Raw genomic sequence first — 15659 nt, 5'->3', positions numbered from 1 at the left:
CGGACTCCGTCGTCCCGCTCGATGGAGAGGAGGCTACCCCGCCTCACCGACCGCGGTCAAAGATATTGAGCGACTGCTCGATCTCCCGCGGGACGCCAGGCGGAGCGCACCGAGCACCGGGGCCCGATCGAGGACGACGAGTCGCACCGGCGCATCCAGCAGCCTAAGCCGTTCCCGGAACGCCCGCTCGAGTCGCGGTTGCCGGACCACGACACTCCCGGCCGCGACGACCGCGCCGAAGACGACTCCACGTCGACGGAGGGTCTGCACCAGGTGCAGGAGGTGGTCAGCGGCGTCGTCGATGACCCGCAGCGCCCGGACGGACCCGGCATCCGCGGCGGCGAAGACCACCCGGCACCGATCGGCCCACTCGTCGGGCGGCATCGTGGAGACGCGCTCCGGGAGGTCCGCCACCGATGGGACGTCGAACGCCGTCCGAACGGCTTCGATGAGCGGATCGACATCGGTCGGGTCCTGCTGCACGGCTTCGAGGACTGCACGCACAGCCTCCCGGACGATCCCGCTCGCGCCGCCCTCGTCCCCGAGCAACCACCCCCAGCCGCCCGCGAGGATCGGCTCACCGTCCGCACTTCGTCCGACCGCGATGCTGCCGGTGCCCGAGACGACGCCGACGGCCGGTTCGTCAGAGCTGAGCGGGAGCAGTTCGGCGTCGTTCACGACCGTCGTGACGGCGCCAGGGAGCCCGGCGCGCACGCCCGCCGCCAGAGCGGCGCACTGCTCCTCGCTGTCGCACCCGTGCGCCCCGATGCCGACGCGCGGCGAGCTGCCGGCCTCGACGGTCACGAGCACCGATGCGATCAGCTCGGCGACACGTCGGCCGCGCTGGCCCAGATCTACGTCGAAGAGACCCGACGAGGGCCAGGACCGCTCGGTCCGACCGGCCGCGGTCTCGACGCAGACCGTGATCTTGGTCCCGCCCAGGTCGACGCCGACCAAGACCGGTGCCCCGATCACCGTCCCAGCTCCACGTTGATGCCCACCTTCGTGTCGTCGGTCGTCGGGAACTCGTCGAGGGTCGTCGGGACGCCGCGGCCGATCCGCTCCCCGACCGCCAGGACGAGGTGCTGCAGGACCACGGTCGCGACGATCGAACGCTGCGCCGGAGGGAGGTCCGGGAGCACGACGTGGAACGGCGTTCGCGCCGCGAGCGCCGGCCCGGTGAACAGGAGAACCGACGTGTCGGGGTCCGGCAGCTCACCGACCAGTCGCCCTTCGCGATCGTCACCGATGAGCACGCGAGCCACGTTCCGACCGGGTACGAGCGGCCCGTGCAGGTACATGCGGGTCTCGGTGCCCGTGGCGGGGATGCCGAGCCCTTCCCGCAGCAGGAGCGCGGCGTTCTCCGCCGCGCCGACGAGTGCCGACGAAGCGACGACGTCGACCGCGGCGACCGATGCCACGTGGTCGGCGAACGCCTCGACAACCGCGCGCGACCGGTCGACGGCTTCCACGATGACTTCCGGCAGGGCACCCCAAGAGCCGGCGACGGACCCGGTGGTCCAGCGGTCGACCAGCTGCCCGAGTGCTGCGACCGTCCCCGTGTAGCCGGCACTCGAGACCAGGCTGTCGGGCTGCCCGCCGAGCGACAGTGCGACGTCGGCCGCGTTGCCGACCGGTGACACCGACGCATTGGTGAGCGCCCAGCGATGTCCGGCCGGCGCGGCCCTGAGCGCGGCGAGCGTCTCGGTGCTGCGGCCGCTCTGCGACACCACGAGCACCGCGTCGGCGAGGGCTGACCCGGCCGGGAGGTCAGCACAGGTGCTCCGGTGCACCCGGACCCCGGCGGTGCGCAGCACGTGCACCGCGGCGGCGAGTGCGGCATGACTCGCTCCGATCCCGGCGAACAGGACGTCTCGCGCACGGACGAGATCGTCGAGCGGCGCGGCGCGGAGCGTCTCCGGGAACGTCTGGACGACCTCGGCGAGGATCGTCGGCTCGGCGCGGACCACGTCAGCGAAGGGCGTGCGGGAGAAGGGCTGCAACTCGATCATGTTTGCCTTCCAAGAGGTTGAAAAAGCAAATTACCTTTTCCAAAGGCTTCGCCGCAAGCCCGGAGGTGGCACGATGAACGCGTGCCGTCCCCGCTCGCCCGCCTCGTCCTCCGCGCGCTCTTCACCGCCGTCGAGGCGACACGTCCGGAGCTCAGCACCGCGACCGGGGTCACCCGCCCCTCCGTCCGCACGGCGCTCCTCGAGCTCGAGGCGCTCGGCTTGGTCGTGCCGCTACGGGTCGTCGGCGGCACGGTCGGACGCGCTGCGACCATCTTCGGCGTCGCACCCGACGCCGGTTGGGTGCTGGGCATCGACGTCGGGGCAGGCCATGTCGCCGTCGTCGCACGGGACCTCGCGGGATCGGTCCTCGCTGCCGACCGTCACGCCCGCGACCACGGTCGTCGTGATGCCCCGGCCACGGTGCTGACGGCGATCGGGACGGCCCGCGACCTCGTCGCCCGGTTGCATGCGCACGGTCCTCTCCGCGCGGTGGTCGCCGCCGTCCCGTCGTTCGCCACCGGGACGGCCCGGCGCCCGGGCGTTCCGGTTGACCCGGACAGGTTCGACGTCGAGGGGCTGACCGCCGGCATGACCCCCTTGATCGCGGCTGACGGCGCCTGGGCGATCGAGAACGACGTCAACTGCGCAGCCGTCGCCGAGGGCGAGACGGGGAGCGCCGCCGGCGTGGACACGTACGCGTACCTGCACGTCGGGCGACACATCGGCGCCGCGCTCGTGCTCGCCGGTGCGCTGGTCCGGGGCGTCAACGGCGCGGCGGGCGAGATCGCTTTCGCGCCGCACCCCTGGAGCCCGGACACGGACCCGGAGCCTCTCGGTCTCGAGCGACGCCTCGGGGCAGCCGGACTCCTGGCGCACGGCGGCCCGCTCGGCCTCGACGACCTGCTCGCGGCCTCCGCCGTCGACGACGACGCCCGGATGGCGGTCCGGCGCATCGGCTCGTCGCTCGGCGACCTCGCCGCCCTCGTCGCGGCCGTCGTCGACCCGGGCCTCGTGGTCCTCGGCGGCTCCGTCGGGCGTCGGGACGCGTTCCTCGCCGCCGCCGCCGAGCGTCTCGACGAGCTGAACGGGTACACGACCCTGGCGACCGCGGCCGTCGGAGGACGGGCCGGCGCCGAGGGCGCGGCGACCCTCGCGCTGCGGACCGCACGGCGCGCGTTGTCCGAGTCCCCGTCGACCGGGCCAGCTGAGGGTGCCGCGGGAAGCGCCTCGCCCGAGCTCACCGCGAGGGCTGAACGCTGAAGTCCGAACACCGCCTCGATCTGATCAGACGGGTTCGGTAGTGGCCGGACCGAGCGACCACGTTACGGAAGGTCAGCACACACGCGATTGCGGATTGGATGGCGACGTACGTGAAGCGGGCAGCCAAGGCCGCAGCGGTGCCGGTCGCCTTCCCCAGAGCCGCGCCGATGGACGACACAACGCACCAGCGTCCTTGACGTGGTGAGTCATGGCCGTGGACCCGACGGCGAAGAGCAGCACGATGACACCCGCGGCGACGTGGTCGAAGGGGACACCGCCGCCGTTGCGAGCGGAATGCTGATTGGTGGTCGCTGGAGTGGTGTCGACGGCGGTGTGGGATGTGCCGGCTCCTCGCCTGTTGGGTGCCTCGACGTTGTTGAGCATGTGTTCGGAAGACGTGTGGTCTCTGTAAGCTCTCCGTTTCGACTTCGATGGGACGAGCGAGGGGCGCGACGGGCCCCCGCGGGGCTGGGAGGATCGGAACGTGCCGAAAATCGTCGACCATGACCAGCGCCGCGCCGAGATCGTCGACGGCTTCCTGCGGATCGTCGCGCGTGACGGCTACGAGGCGGCGACGACGAGGGCGCTGGCGGACGAGCTCGGCGTCGCGTCCGGTGCGATCTGGCACTACTTCCGGAACTTCGACAGGGTCGTCGAGGCGGCCGCGATCAGGACGATCGACAACACCACGGCTCGGATCGAGCGTGCCAGCAGCGGCCTCCGCGGGCTCGCACTCTTCGATGCGGTCGTCCACGAGGTCTTGCCGTTCGACAAGGAGACCCGGGACGAAGCCGCGGTCATCGTCGGTTTCTGGGGTCGGGCGGCCACCCGCCCGCTCCTCACCGCACGGATGGGCGGCGAGACCGTGTGGTGGGACCGCATCCGGCTCGCCCTCGACGAGGCGGTGGAGGACGGCGAACTCGACCCCGCCACCCCCACGGAACGGATCGTGCATCTCCTGGCGTCGGTGACGTCCGGTCAGCAGGTCGCCGAGGTGCTCGGTGCGGGTTCCACGACGTCGGAGGAGCACGGTGCCGTCGTCGACACGGTGCTCCTCCCCTGGCGAACGAGGGTCACATCGACGCCATCCACGCAACGCTGACCGCCATCGCGGTCACTTCGACAACGCTGAGCAGCATCACCGAGGAGACCCGCCGGCGGACCGGCGCCGATCCGCCCGACGCGATCGGTGCCTCCAGGTCGTTTCGACCGTGACCGATGGTCCGCACGACCAACACTGCCGAGAAGACGAGGTAGCCGGCGATGCCGGCGACGACGACGGTCTGGAGGCTCCCCAGGTGTCCGCCCACTGCCGCCATCTGGTCGCCGCTCGCACCGACGAGCAGGCCCCCATAACGACAGCGGAGAGCGCACGGTGCAGGTCCATCGCGTGGACCGCCCCCTGGCGACGGCGCAGCGCGACCGGCGCGGACAGCAGGGTGACCGCCGCCGCGAGGAGGCACACCGAAGCGGACGGACATGCCCGCCACCGCACTGGCAGCCATGGCGAGCACCATGACGAGTGCCGGTAGTACGGAGCGCCACGATGGACGCACACCGGCGGCGCAGCAGAACGAGAGCGCCGGCGGGGCGAGCATCGCCAGTTCGACGCCCACGATCAGTGCTGGTGGTCGCCGTGGCCAGCGGTCGGCGCACCGTGTCCGCCGGGCTCCTGGACCTGCGCGTCGTGGTGCCCGTCCGCGTGGCAGGAACCGTGGGAGGACAACGAGGCCGGAACGTCCAACGTGGGGTTCCGGTCGAAGAAGCCGTGCGGCTTCATCGTGAAACCCGCGTAGTCGACCGGCATGATCGGCCAGTCCTCGAGCCGCGGGAAGTGCGTCAACCCGAAGGTGTGCCACAGGACGATGTCCTCGCCGTCGACACTGCGGTCGCCTGCCACGTATGCCGGAAGGCCGTTGCCGCCGGGGTGCTGGTTGACCGTGTATCCGGCTGCCCACAGTTCGTCGCGGTCGTACTTCGTCACCCAGAGGTGGTGTCCGGCGAAACCGGCGCGCTTCCGCGATGACGAGTCGTCGGCGGTGAGGAGCGTGGGCTTGCCCTCGGGGTAGAGCACGAACGCCGTGGGCTCACCCACCCGGTTCGTGCGCTCGTCCGACTCGATGGACCAGACACGACCGAGCCCGCCATCCGCGTCTCGCGTGGCCTGCCGTTCCGTCCTGAGGCGGGTACGCGTCCTGGTGATCGCGTTGCCCCAGGGGTTGGTGGCGGAGACCGGCACCCGTGCCACGTCGATCTCGTCGACGTGGTTCTTCGTGCCGTCGACGGTCATGTCCAGCCGTGCGCAGAACAGGTGCTGGTGCACCGGTGCACCGAGGCCGGGGGCGAGCGGCGTCGCGTACTCGTTCTCCCCGTCGTGACCGGAGGTGAACACGATCCCCGTCGCCTTGCCTTCGAGCTGGATCGTGCCGTCCAGGTACAGGTACCAGTAGAAGCCGTAGTCGTAATTGCCGACCGTGACGAAGAACGACACCACGAGTCGCCGCTGCCGCCGGGTCTCGGAGGTCCCGGCGAAGTCGTCGCGGTGCTTCCAGAGGACGCCGTAGTCCTCCTCGTGGATGCAGATCGCGTTCGGGATGGTCTTCGGCTGGCCGTGGTCGTCGACGACCACCGCGTCGACGTAGGTGATCTCGCCCAGGCAGTCGCACCCGAGTTCCAGCGAGTTCGCGAGGCGCCCGAACTGGTACTCGCCGACGTCGAAGTAGTTCTGCCAGGCGTGCGTCGGGGTGGGGTCGCCGTAGTTGACGACCATCTCGGACACCGACCCGCGGTACATCACGGGCCGCGTCTCCTCACCCTGAGTGACGGAGAGCTGGTGCAGGGTCAGTCCCTCGCGGCCGTTGAAGCCGACGCGGACCTTCCAGCCCTCCCATGCGAGAACGCCGTCCTTCAGGGTGAAGCTCACTCCGTCCGGCTGGGTGATCTCGATCGGCTTCAGAGTCGTCCGCTCCGGCCCGCTCACCTGGGGGTCGAGGTAATCGCCGGATTCCTGCGGCACGTGCTCGATCGGCGTCTCGACGACACGCAGGACCCTGCGCGCGTCGATGTCGATGTGTGCGACGACGCCGTCGATCGGGTGTGCCCACGCCGAGTCGGTCGGGTACAGCTGCTGGAACGCGAGCACCCGGTACACGCGGCGGCCCACCTCGTCCTCGTACCCGAAGACACCGGCCGACAGCGGCACTGTCCGCACCGTGTCGAGGTCGACCACGCCGCGCCGCCCGATCGCCTCGATCCATACCCGGTCCGACTTGACGATCTCATCCGCGATCACGAAGTCCTCGTCCAAGGTCGGCCCGAATCCGTCGACAGCGCTGTCGAGCTCCTTCCGGACGGACACCGCGGCGGCGGCGAGGTCGACGACGACCTGCGTGAGACGGAGGGTGTCGAGGTCGGTGAGCAGCGCGCCCACCTCACGAACCAGCGGTTCGGGCGTCGTGCCGTTCGCGAGCGCAGCCTCGAAGGCGAGCACGTCTCGCTTGTCGGGTTCACGGAGCATCACGTAGGAGAAGCGTGTCGATGCCGACACCAGCCCCGCGTCGGAGAGCACGCTGCGCGCGGCGTCGATCTCCGCTGCAGCGAGGGGGCGGAGGGGGTGGAGCGCCGTCAGGGCGGTGTCCACCGTCGGAGTGGCGGGTGTGTCGATGGTCATGCTCGGTTCCGATCCTCGTCGATGCGGCTACTTTATTGAGCGCTTGTTCGAAAAAGGATACAGGCGCGTTACAATCGTGTTTCATCTCTCCGGAAGGTCCGTATGCGCCGCCCTGAACTCATCGTCTTCGACTGCGACGGCGTCCTGGTGGACAGTGAGCGGATCGCGGTCGACATCGACGTCCAGATCCTCCGCGAACTCGGGTGGGACATCACTCCCGAGGAGTTCCTCGACCGGTTCCTCGGGACGACAGATGAGCACTACCGCAGTGAGATCGCGTCCCGACTGCACCTGCCCGCCGGGTGGGAGACGCAGTTCGAGGACCGCTTCCGGACCGCGTTCGAGCGCGACCTGCGCAGCGTCGACGGCATCGAGGAGCTCCTCGATGCCCTGACCCTGCCGGTGGCGGTCGCGTCGAATGCACCGCGGCCCCGCCTGGAACGGAACCTGGCACTCACCGGTCTGCTCCCCCGTTTCGGAGGCAACGTCTTCAGCGCCGACGACGTCGAGCACGGCAAACCAGCGCCGGACGTCTACCTGCACGCCGCCGCGACCGTCGGCCACCCACCTGGCGGCACGGTCGTCGTCGAGGACAGTCGGAGCGGCATCGCCGCGGCGCGGGCAGCCGGGATGGTCGTGATCGGGTATGCCGGAGGCATCACGCCGACGGCGCAGCTCGCGGAGGCGCACGGAGTGGTCGCGGACCTGCGGGACGTCGCAGCGCTCCTCGACGATCCGGGGTTCATGCCGTGACGTGCACCTCGACACCGAGCTCGCGGGCGGCGAGTGTCAGTTCCGTCTCGGCGTTGGTGACGAGGACATCCACGTCCGCGAGCGCGCATACCGTCGAGTAGGCGATCCGACCGATCTTCGACACGTCTGCAACCAGCACGGTCCGGCGTGCGTTGCGCATCGCGGCACGTTTCACGGCACTGTCGTCCGGGTCGGGCTCGGTGACGCCGGCCCGGACGTCGACGCCGGCGGCGCTGAGGACGAACACGTCGGTGTAGAAGCGCGCCAGGTACGCCTCGGTCTCGGAGCCGTACAGCCCGTGCTCCTGCGGCCGGAGGATCCCCGGCGGCAGCTCGAGCGTGACGGCACTGTCCGCGAGTACCTCGACGAGGTGCAGGTCCGTGGTGATGACGCGACGCGCTCCGCCAGCCGCCAATGCCCGGGCGACGTGGAGCGTCGTCGTCCCCCCGTCCAGAACAACGGTCTCGCCGTCACCGATGAGCCCCGCCGCGACCGCACCGATGCGCCGCTTGGCGTTCTCGTCCTCGCCGAGGCGCGTGGCGAACCGGGAGCCGGCGCTGCGGGACACCGCCGGCACCGCTCCCCCGTGCACCCGCAGCAGGACGCCGTCCGACTCCAGCCGCTCGAAGTCGCGCCTGACGGTCATCTCGGACACGCCCAGATCACCGGCGAGTTCCCCGACGTGGACGCTGCCGCGCTCGGCGAGGACGGACTGGATGCGTTCGTGCCGGTCGCGCTGCTTCACAGGTCATTCCTAGCGGTCAGCGCGGTCGCGGTGCGTGCTCCCGCACCGGACACGAGCATCGCCGCCCGCGCTGCACCGACGGAGCCGGCGCGCCAGCCGAGCGCGCCGACCTCGATCCGGACCGCGCCGGGGTCATGGATCCACCACGCGGACAGCCGCTCCCGGACGGCCGGCAGGAAGAGCGCGGCGTCCTCCGTGACGCCCCCGCCGAGCACGACGACGTCGGGTTCGGTGAACGCGATCACGTTCCCGAGGCCGGCGGCGACAGCGGTTGCGTACTCGTCGAACACGACGAGCGCATCGGCATCGCCCGCGCGGGCGGCGGCGGCGACGTCCGCACCCCGCCAACGACGACCGGTCAGCCGCTCCATGGCGACCCCGATCGACGTCCCGGACGCGGACAGCTCCCAGCAACCGCGCCCGCCGCACGCGCAGCGGAGTCCGCGGTGGTCGATGGTGTGGTGTCCGGCCTCCGCGTGGCGGCGGTCACGGCCCTCGACGACGCGGCCATCCCGGACCTGCCCGACGCCGATACCGGTGCCGAGCGTGACCGAGACGCAGCTCTGCGCGCCGGCCGCGACCCCACACCAAGCCTCTGCGAGCGCCGCGGCGTCGGCGTCATTGATCGCGGCGACAGCGATCCCGAGTGCGCGCTCGAGCACCGCCCCGACCGGACCGTTGAGGGACGGCGGCAGCGTGAAGTCGTTGTCGATCGAGCGCGCCCCGACGTCGACAGGACCCGTCGCGCCGATGCCCGCAGCGACAGGTGCGGAGCCGAGCTCGGCGACACACTTGGCTGCCGCGGCCAGCACCTGCCCGAACGACCCGGCCGCGTCGGCGGTGTGGTGGAGGACGTCCTCCGCTCGGGAAGCCAGGACGGCTCCGCCTGCCCCAACGGCCGAGACTCGCAGGTTGGTGCCGCCCAGATCGATGCCCATCCACCAGTCACCGTGTGTCATGCCGAGCAGTGTGCCACAAGAGCGTGCAGATCGAACAGTGGGTGTTTGAAACACACTTGTAACTCGCTTCTGCTTGTTCGTTTCAAACATCACGGTTAGCGTTCCAACCATGCACCACGACGCCCCCGACTCGTACCTCGACGCAATCCGACTCCAACCGACGCTGCTGCGCCATGCGCTCGACGCCCCCGATCCGTTCGCGACCGCGGCCGCCCGGCGGCTCCTCGGCGCGATCGACCGGGTGGTGCTCACCGGGATGGGCGGATCCAACCACTCCGGTTGGCCGCTGCACCTGCGCTTCGCCGCGAGGGGGGTCGAATCGTGGCACTTCGAGATGTCCGAACTGCTCGGGCACGGCTGGCCGGTGGTCCGTCCGGGCACCCTGCTCGTGGTCGTCTCGCACTCGGGCGCCTCGGGCGAGGTGCTCGAGCTGCTCGAGCGAGTCCCCTCCACCGGTGCCCGACTCGTCGCGGTCGTGAACGACGAGCAGTCACCGCTCGCACGGGCCGCGGACATCGTCGCGCCCCTGTGGTGCGGCACGCCCAACACCGCGTTCACCGGGACCGGGGGGTTCGCGAACGGCGCGCTCGTCCTGCACCGGCTCGGCGACGCCCTGCTCGGCGGATCGGTGACAGCGGAGCTCGCCTCGTCGCCCGACGCCATGACCGACCTGCTTGACCGGTCGCCCGCGCTGCTGGGCGAGCTACGCGAGGCGCATCTCGACCGCACCGTCCTCTTCGCGCTCGCCCGCGGTGCCTCGCTGACCGCCGCTCGCGGTGGTGCCCTCGTGGTGAAGGAGTCCGCGAAGACACCCATCGAGGCGATGGGCAGCGCCGAGTTCCGACACGGTCCCCTGGAGCTGGCCGACGGGGCACTGCGGACGTTCGTCCTCGCCGGCATCGGCGAGGACCGTGTGCTCAACGCCCGGCTGGCCCAGGACGTCCTCGACCGGGGCGGAGCCGTGACGTGGATCGACCACGTCGACGGCCCCGGTCAGAACCTGACCCTCCCCGAGGTCCCGGCGGCGGCAAGGCCGCTCCTCGAGTTCACCCTGATGCAGCTCGTCAGCGTCGCCGCGGCCGGCCGTCGCGGCATCGAACCCGGACGCCTCCGCCACATCAGCCAGGTCACGACCGTGCGCTGACGGACGACGCCCACTCCCGTTCCACTCCCCCCACCCAAGTACGCACTGACCCGAGGAACCATGTCGACGAAGACGCAACCCCCGACCTCCACCAGCCCGGCGCACCAGGACGAGCACGGGCTCCGACTCGCCGCGAACAGCATCGGTTTCGTCCGGAACCTGGCACAGCCGATCGCCGTGTCCGGCCCCACCGCCGGGACGGCCGTCATGGCCGCAGTCATGGCGAGCGTGACACGTACCCCTGGCCCGGTGTCCTTCGCACTCGGGATCGCGGCCGGTGCGCTGCTGGTCCATGTCTTCGTCCGCCTCGCCCGCCGCTTCGAATCGGCCGGCGGATCCTACTTCCTGGCCGGCGTGATCGCCGGCGTGCGGACCGCCGTGGTCGTTGGACTCCTCTACTGCTTCACGCTCCTGCTCTCGAGCGGGGGCATCGCAGTGAACTTCGGCGGGCTCGCGGCGAACGCCGCCAACACCCTGACCGGCGTCGACGTGCCATGGCCGGTGTTCACCGCCCTGGCAACGGTGCTCGCCACGGTGCTCGCTCTCGGCCCGGTCAAGTGGTTCACCAGTGTGATCGCGATCATCGAGACGCTGGGGTTCATCTCGCTCATCACACTCGGGGTCGTCGTGCTGACGTCAGCGGCAATGCACGGGCAAGACGTCTGGGCCGCCTTCTCGCTCACCGGGTACCAGCCGTCGCAGGTGTTCCTCGGCGTCGTCGTGGCGTTCTCGTCCTTCGGTGGATTCGAAGGCGGACTCGTGCTCAGTGAAGAGACGAAGAACAACAAACGCGTGATCCCGCGTGGGATGTGGACCGCCCTGCTGCTGTCAGGCTGCACGTACACGTTCGCCAGTTGGTTCCAGTTCGTCGGTTTCGGCAGCGTCGAGAAGCTCGCCGCGCAGGGAGTCCCGATGCTCACGCTCGCGACCGCGCACTTCGGCACCGTCGTCGCCTTCCTGATGAACTGCACGGTCATGATCGCTGGCCTCGCCGCGGTCAGCGCCTGCCTCGGCGGCGGTGCCCGCGTGGCCTTCGCGATGATCCGGGACGGCCTCGCACCTCGATCGTGGGCCGCGCTGAGCCGCCGCACCCACGTGCCGACCAAGCTGGTGCTCTTCGGCACAGCGATGTGCCTGGTCGCCTGGGTCCCGCTTGCGTTCTCGGGACTCGACGACGCGACGGCGTTCGCGTACGTGACGACCACCACTGCGTTCGGAACGACGCTGATCTACCTGATCGTCTCGGCGGCGTCGATCGTCTGGTTCGCTCGGCTCCGCGAATGGGGGACGACCCTCGTGGCCCTCCTCGGTGCCGCGGTGACCGGCTACACGCTGTTCTCGAGCGTCTACCCGTTCCAACCCGGCACACTCGGACGACTCCCGGTGATCGCCGGGTGCTTCCTGGCCGCCGCGGTACTGTTCGCGCTCCTCGCAGGTCCGCTCGTCCGGCGGGTCCGCGCCTCGCCGTACTGGGTCGTCGCGCGGGAAGAACGGGCACGCGTGCTCGCCGAAGTGAGCACGGCACGCGACTGAACCAGGCCACCGAGGCTCCGCGACCGGATCGAGCCAATCACACCTCGCGGGGGCCGACGGACCCTCGGCGAACGATGGTCATCGAGACGAGGCTCCGCGAGTGCGGGCCCTCGTCTCCGTCGATCCGGCGCAAGGCGGCCGCCATGGCAGCGCGTCCGACGGTCTCGCCGGACTGGTCGAGCATCGTCAGCGGCGGATCCGTGAACGCTGCCCACGGCGTCTCGTCGAACCCTACGATCGCGATGTCGCCCGGCACGCGGAGTCCCGCCGCCCTCGTCGCCGCGAGTGCGGCGAGGGTCGCGTTCGAGTCGGTGGCCACGATCGCGCTCGGCCGCTGCGTTCCGCCGAGCATGCCGATGATCGCGGCCTCGCCCGCAGCGCGGTCCTCCGGTACCAGGGCCACCAGGTCCAGGTCGACCGGGAGGCTGTGGTCGGCATGACCGTCGAGGTACCCGAGCACACGGTCCGCGCCCGTCGACACCACCCCGCGCATCGCCGCCACGAGGTCATCGGTGGTGTGCGGTGGCGCGGCGAGTTCCGGCCCCCAGATGAGCGCGATCCGCTCATGGCCGAGCTCTGCGAGCTCCCCGACGGCGTCGGCGATCGCCCGGCGACTGTCCGTGACGATGACGTCCGCCGGCACGCCACGGACCTCCCGGTCGACGAGGACGATCGGGACGCCGTCACGCACCGCGTCGTGCAGGTGCGGCGCCCGACCGTCGAGCGGTTCGGCGGACGCCACCACGAGCGCGTCCACGCGCTTGTCGAGCAGAGCTCGCACCCCCGAACGCTCGAGCGCGAGATCGCCACCCGTGTCCACCACCACAACGTCGAACGAGGCGAGCCGCGCCGCCTGAGACACGCCGCGGACCAGTTCACCGAAGAACGGCTCAGCAGCATCCGCAACGATGACCCCGAGCGTGCGCGACCGCTTCGACGCGACGCTGCGCGCGAGCTCGTTCGGACGGTAGGACAACTTCGCCGCCGCTGCGAGCACACGCTCCTTCGCCTCGTCGCTCACGTAGCCGTAGTCGCCGAGAGCACGAGCAGCGGTCGCGCGAGCCACTCCGGCTGCTCTCGCCACCTCGGAGATCGTCGGGCGGCGACCGGGAGTTGCAGGCGTCTTGTCCATCAGGACGACTGTACTGACCGCCGTGCGGTCCCCCGGCACGCCACCGGCGCAGACGCGCCCAGCTGATGGACGGGAGGCCCGGTGCCGGTCCGGCTCCGAGGCTCCCGTCCGCACACGGACGCGTCGCGGTCCGCTCCGGGCTCAGCCGTTCGTCACCGGCTCCGCGACGGGCACCAGCACCGGCGCGAAGAATGCGGCGAGCTCGTCGCGCGCGGTGAGCGGGAGCACGTGGGCGACGTACTGGTCCGGTCGGACCACCACGACGGCACCGTTCCGGCCGACCCCCCGCGCGTCGAATACGTCGTCCGTCGGGTCCGCTGCGTAGACCTTCTCGTGGTCGACCACGCCGAACGGACCGGTGCGGGGCCGGAACACTTCAGGGACGGCACTGAGGTCGACCTCCCCGTGCTCCTCCTGCAGGACCACCTTCACGTCGAACACGCTGTCCGGGTCATGGTCCCCCGGCGTGTACCGCACCAGCGGGGACTCCGGAGAGCGCTCCAGCCACTCGGCCCACTCCCGGAGCGCGGTGCCACCGGCGTCCGCGAAGGCGTAGATGCGCCACCGGCCGTCCGCGCGATGGTGGTGACCGAGCTGGACGGGGTTGCCGTCGGCGACCCGGACGACTGCAGGCGAGCGGAAGCGTTTGCCGATCGGGAAGCCCTCGGCCAGGCTCCGGTGCTCGTCCGTGCCGGTGATGATCGATGGCGCGTACTGCGTCATGAACCCGGCGGGGAACTCCGCGGTGCGGGTGTAGAAGTCCTCGAGCTCACTCGGGTCGTCGAAGTCCTCCGGCCGCTTGGCCATCATCGACGACCACTGCTTGTCGAACTGGATGAGGTCGCGTGCGATGACCTGCCGCTCGGCGGAGTACGTCGACAGCAGCGACTCGGGCGCCCGGCCGGTGAGGACGTGGCCCAGCTTCCACCCGAGGTTGAACCCGTCCTGCATCGACACGTTCATGCCCTGGCCGGCTTTGGCGCTGTGCGTGTGACAGGCGTCGCCGGCGATGAACACTCGCGGCACCCGACTGCCCTCCTCCGGCCGGACGTCGTCGAACCGGTCGGTCAGGCGGTGTCCCACCTCGTACACGCTGTGCCAGGCCACGTCCTTCACGTCGAGCGTGTAGGGCGCGAGGATCGCGTTCGCCTGCGCCACGATCTGCTCCACCGAGGTCCGACGCACCGCTCCCGCGTCGTCCGCTGCGACGTCCCCGAGGTCCACGTACATGCGGAAGAGCTGCCCGCCCTCTCGCGGGATGAGCAGGATGTTACCCCCGGACCCCGACTGGATCGCGCACTTGGTACGGATGTCCGGGAAGTCCGTGACCGCGAGTACGTCCATTACACCCCAGGCGTGCTGCGCCTGGTCCCCCGCGAGCGTGCAGCCGATCGCAGCGCGGACACCGCTCCTGGCGCCGTCCGCACCGAGGACGTACTTGGCGCGGACCACACGTTCCGCCCCGGTCGGGGTGGTCGTGGTTCCGGTCGCGGTATAAGTCGGAGTTTCGGTCTCGGTCTCGGTCTCGGTCTCACGGAGTGTCACCGTGACCGGGTACTCATCGTCGTCGTGCACCTCGAGTCCGACGAACTCGTACCGGTGGTCAGGACGCATCCGTGTCGGAGCGTTCTCCATGTACTCCGCGAAGTAGTCGAGGACGCGCGCCTGGTTCACGATGAGGTGCGGGAACTCGCTGATCCCGTGCGGATCGTCGGGCACACGGGCGGTGCGTACGATCCGGGAGGAATCCTCCGGGTCCGGCTTCCAGAAGGCCATCTCGGTGATCCGGTAGGCCTCCTCGGTGATGCGGGTGGCGAAGCCGAACGCCTGGAAGGTCTCGACGCTCCGGGCCTGGATGCCGTCCGCCTGCCCGATCTCGAGACGACCCGGACGCCGATCGACGATCCGCGTGACGACCGACGGGAACTGCGACAACTGCGCGGCGGCGATCATGCCGGCGGGACCGGCGCCGACGATGAGGACATCGACGGCGTCCGGGAGTTCGCCAGGTCGGCCGACCCCAGCCCCGGCCGCCGGCTGCCGTCGCGGGTCGCCGGAGACGTACCCCTCGTGATGAAACTGCACAATGTCCTCACTTCGCCGTGCTGACGTTCTTTATACGAACACGATGTTCGTCTATTGAGCGCAACAGTACGAGAGGACCGGTGGCGAGGCAACCGCGGGGACGGGCGGCCTCGGGCGATCTAGCGTCCTGTCAGGACTGTGGGCGTGATGTCGCGATCATCCTCGGCTCGAAGGCGTGGACCGCCGCCGGCCTCGACGACTCACACTCCTGACGAAGAGTACCGCCCTGAAGCTCGTCCGGTGTTGCGTGATGGCTGAGCAGTATCAAGCGGTCTGCCCGGTAGCTGATCCTTGGGTTCTTGCGGTGGTTGCAACACCTGATGGATGGTGTGCTGTGGCGACGTACTCGATATTTCTCCGACCTGA

The 15659-nt window shown here is 70.3% G+C and carries 13 protein-coding genes; 5 read left to right on the top strand and 8 right to left on the bottom strand.

Translation table 11 applies throughout. The features are described from left to right. Nucleotides 1-33: 33 nt before the first annotated feature. Together ITJ56_RS15770 and ITJ56_RS15765 are read right to left on the bottom strand one after the other, a co-directional pair. Complete coding sequence (locus ITJ56_RS15770; protein ID WP_194631580.1) at nt 34-975, bottom strand: N-acetylglucosamine kinase; 942 nt, start codon at nt 973-975, stop codon at nt 34-36. Beyond that, nucleotides 972-2012 carry an SIS domain-containing protein gene (locus ITJ56_RS15765; RefSeq protein ID WP_194631579.1) on the bottom strand — a complete coding sequence of 347 codons (1041 nt, stop codon included), beginning with the start codon at nt 2010-2012 and terminating at the stop codon, nt 972-974. The genes ITJ56_RS15770 and ITJ56_RS15765 overlap by 4 nt, the downstream gene beginning before the upstream one ends. A gap of 81 nt (nt 2013-2093) precedes the next feature. Between ITJ56_RS15765 and ITJ56_RS15760 the strand changes: the two genes are divergently transcribed. Both ITJ56_RS15760 and ITJ56_RS15755 read left to right on the top strand, forming a co-directional pair. Beyond that, nucleotides 2094-3272, top strand: coding sequence for an ROK family protein (locus tag ITJ56_RS15760; RefSeq protein WP_194631578.1), 1179 nt, complete (start codon nt 2094-2096; stop codon nt 3270-3272). Nucleotides 3273-3756: 484 nt separating this feature from the next. Then, nucleotides 3757-4374, top strand: a complete 618-nt coding sequence (locus ITJ56_RS15755) for a TetR/AcrR family transcriptional regulator (protein ID WP_194631577.1) — start codon at nt 3757-3759, stop codon at nt 4372-4374. On the opposite strand, the gene ITJ56_RS15750 is transcribed toward ITJ56_RS15755, so the two are convergent. Together ITJ56_RS15750 and ITJ56_RS15745 are read right to left on the bottom strand one after the other, a co-directional pair. Further along, nucleotides 4346-4591, bottom strand: coding sequence for a hypothetical protein (locus ITJ56_RS15750; protein WP_194631576.1), 246 nt, complete (start codon nt 4589-4591; stop codon nt 4346-4348). The genes ITJ56_RS15755 and ITJ56_RS15750 overlap by 29 nt on opposite strands. 299 nt (nt 4592-4890) lie before the next feature. Further along, nucleotides 4891-6942, bottom strand: coding sequence for a primary-amine oxidase (locus tag ITJ56_RS15745; protein ID WP_194631575.1), 2052 nt, complete (start codon nt 6940-6942; stop codon nt 4891-4893). A gap of 102 nt (nt 6943-7044) precedes the next feature. Here ITJ56_RS15745 and ITJ56_RS15740 point away from each other — a divergent pair, with 102 nt between their 5' ends. Continuing rightward, nucleotides 7045-7695 (top strand): HAD family hydrolase, encoded by a 651-nt coding sequence (locus tag ITJ56_RS15740; RefSeq protein WP_194631574.1) that lies wholly within the window; start codon nt 7045-7047, stop codon nt 7693-7695. Here the strand turns inward: ITJ56_RS15740 and ITJ56_RS15735 are convergent. Both ITJ56_RS15735 and ITJ56_RS15730 read right to left on the bottom strand, forming a co-directional pair. After that, complete coding sequence (locus ITJ56_RS15735; protein WP_194631573.1) at nt 7685-8440, bottom strand: DeoR/GlpR family DNA-binding transcription regulator; 756 nt, start codon at nt 8438-8440, stop codon at nt 7685-7687. The two genes, ITJ56_RS15740 and ITJ56_RS15735, sit on opposite strands and share 11 nt — an antisense overlap. Beyond that, nucleotides 8437-9399, bottom strand: a complete 963-nt coding sequence (locus tag ITJ56_RS15730) for an ROK family protein (RefSeq protein WP_194631572.1) — start codon at nt 9397-9399, stop codon at nt 8437-8439. The genes ITJ56_RS15735 and ITJ56_RS15730 overlap by 4 nt, the downstream gene beginning before the upstream one ends. A 109-nt stretch (nt 9400-9508) precedes the next feature. On the opposite strand from ITJ56_RS15730, the gene ITJ56_RS15725 reads away from it, so the two are divergent. Then, nucleotides 9509-10543 (top strand): SIS domain-containing protein, encoded by a 1035-nt coding sequence (locus tag ITJ56_RS15725; RefSeq protein WP_194631571.1) that lies wholly within the window; start codon nt 9509-9511, stop codon nt 10541-10543. Between the two features lie 60 nt (nt 10544-10603). Beyond that, complete coding sequence (locus ITJ56_RS15720) at nt 10604-12076, top strand: APC family permease (RefSeq protein WP_194631570.1); 1473 nt, start codon at nt 10604-10606, stop codon at nt 12074-12076. 37 nt (nt 12077-12113) lie between these two features. Here ITJ56_RS15720 and ITJ56_RS15715 read toward each other — a convergent pair whose 3' ends face one another. Further along, complete coding sequence (locus ITJ56_RS15715; RefSeq protein ID WP_194631569.1) at nt 12114-13208, bottom strand: LacI family DNA-binding transcriptional regulator; 1095 nt, start codon at nt 13206-13208, stop codon at nt 12114-12116. Nucleotides 13209-13349: 141 nt separating this feature from the next. Next, entirely contained in the window at nt 13350-15293 is a 1944-nt protein-coding gene (locus tag ITJ56_RS15710) for an FAD-binding monooxygenase (protein WP_194631568.1), read from the bottom strand. Between the last annotated feature and the right edge of the window lie 366 nt (nt 15294-15659).

This window comes from Curtobacterium sp. VKM Ac-1376, assembly GCF_015351025.1.
Taxonomy (GTDB): Bacteria; Actinomycetota; Actinomycetes; order Actinomycetales; family Microbacteriaceae; genus Curtobacterium.
This window is presented reverse-complemented; position numbering and strand designations above follow the sequence as displayed.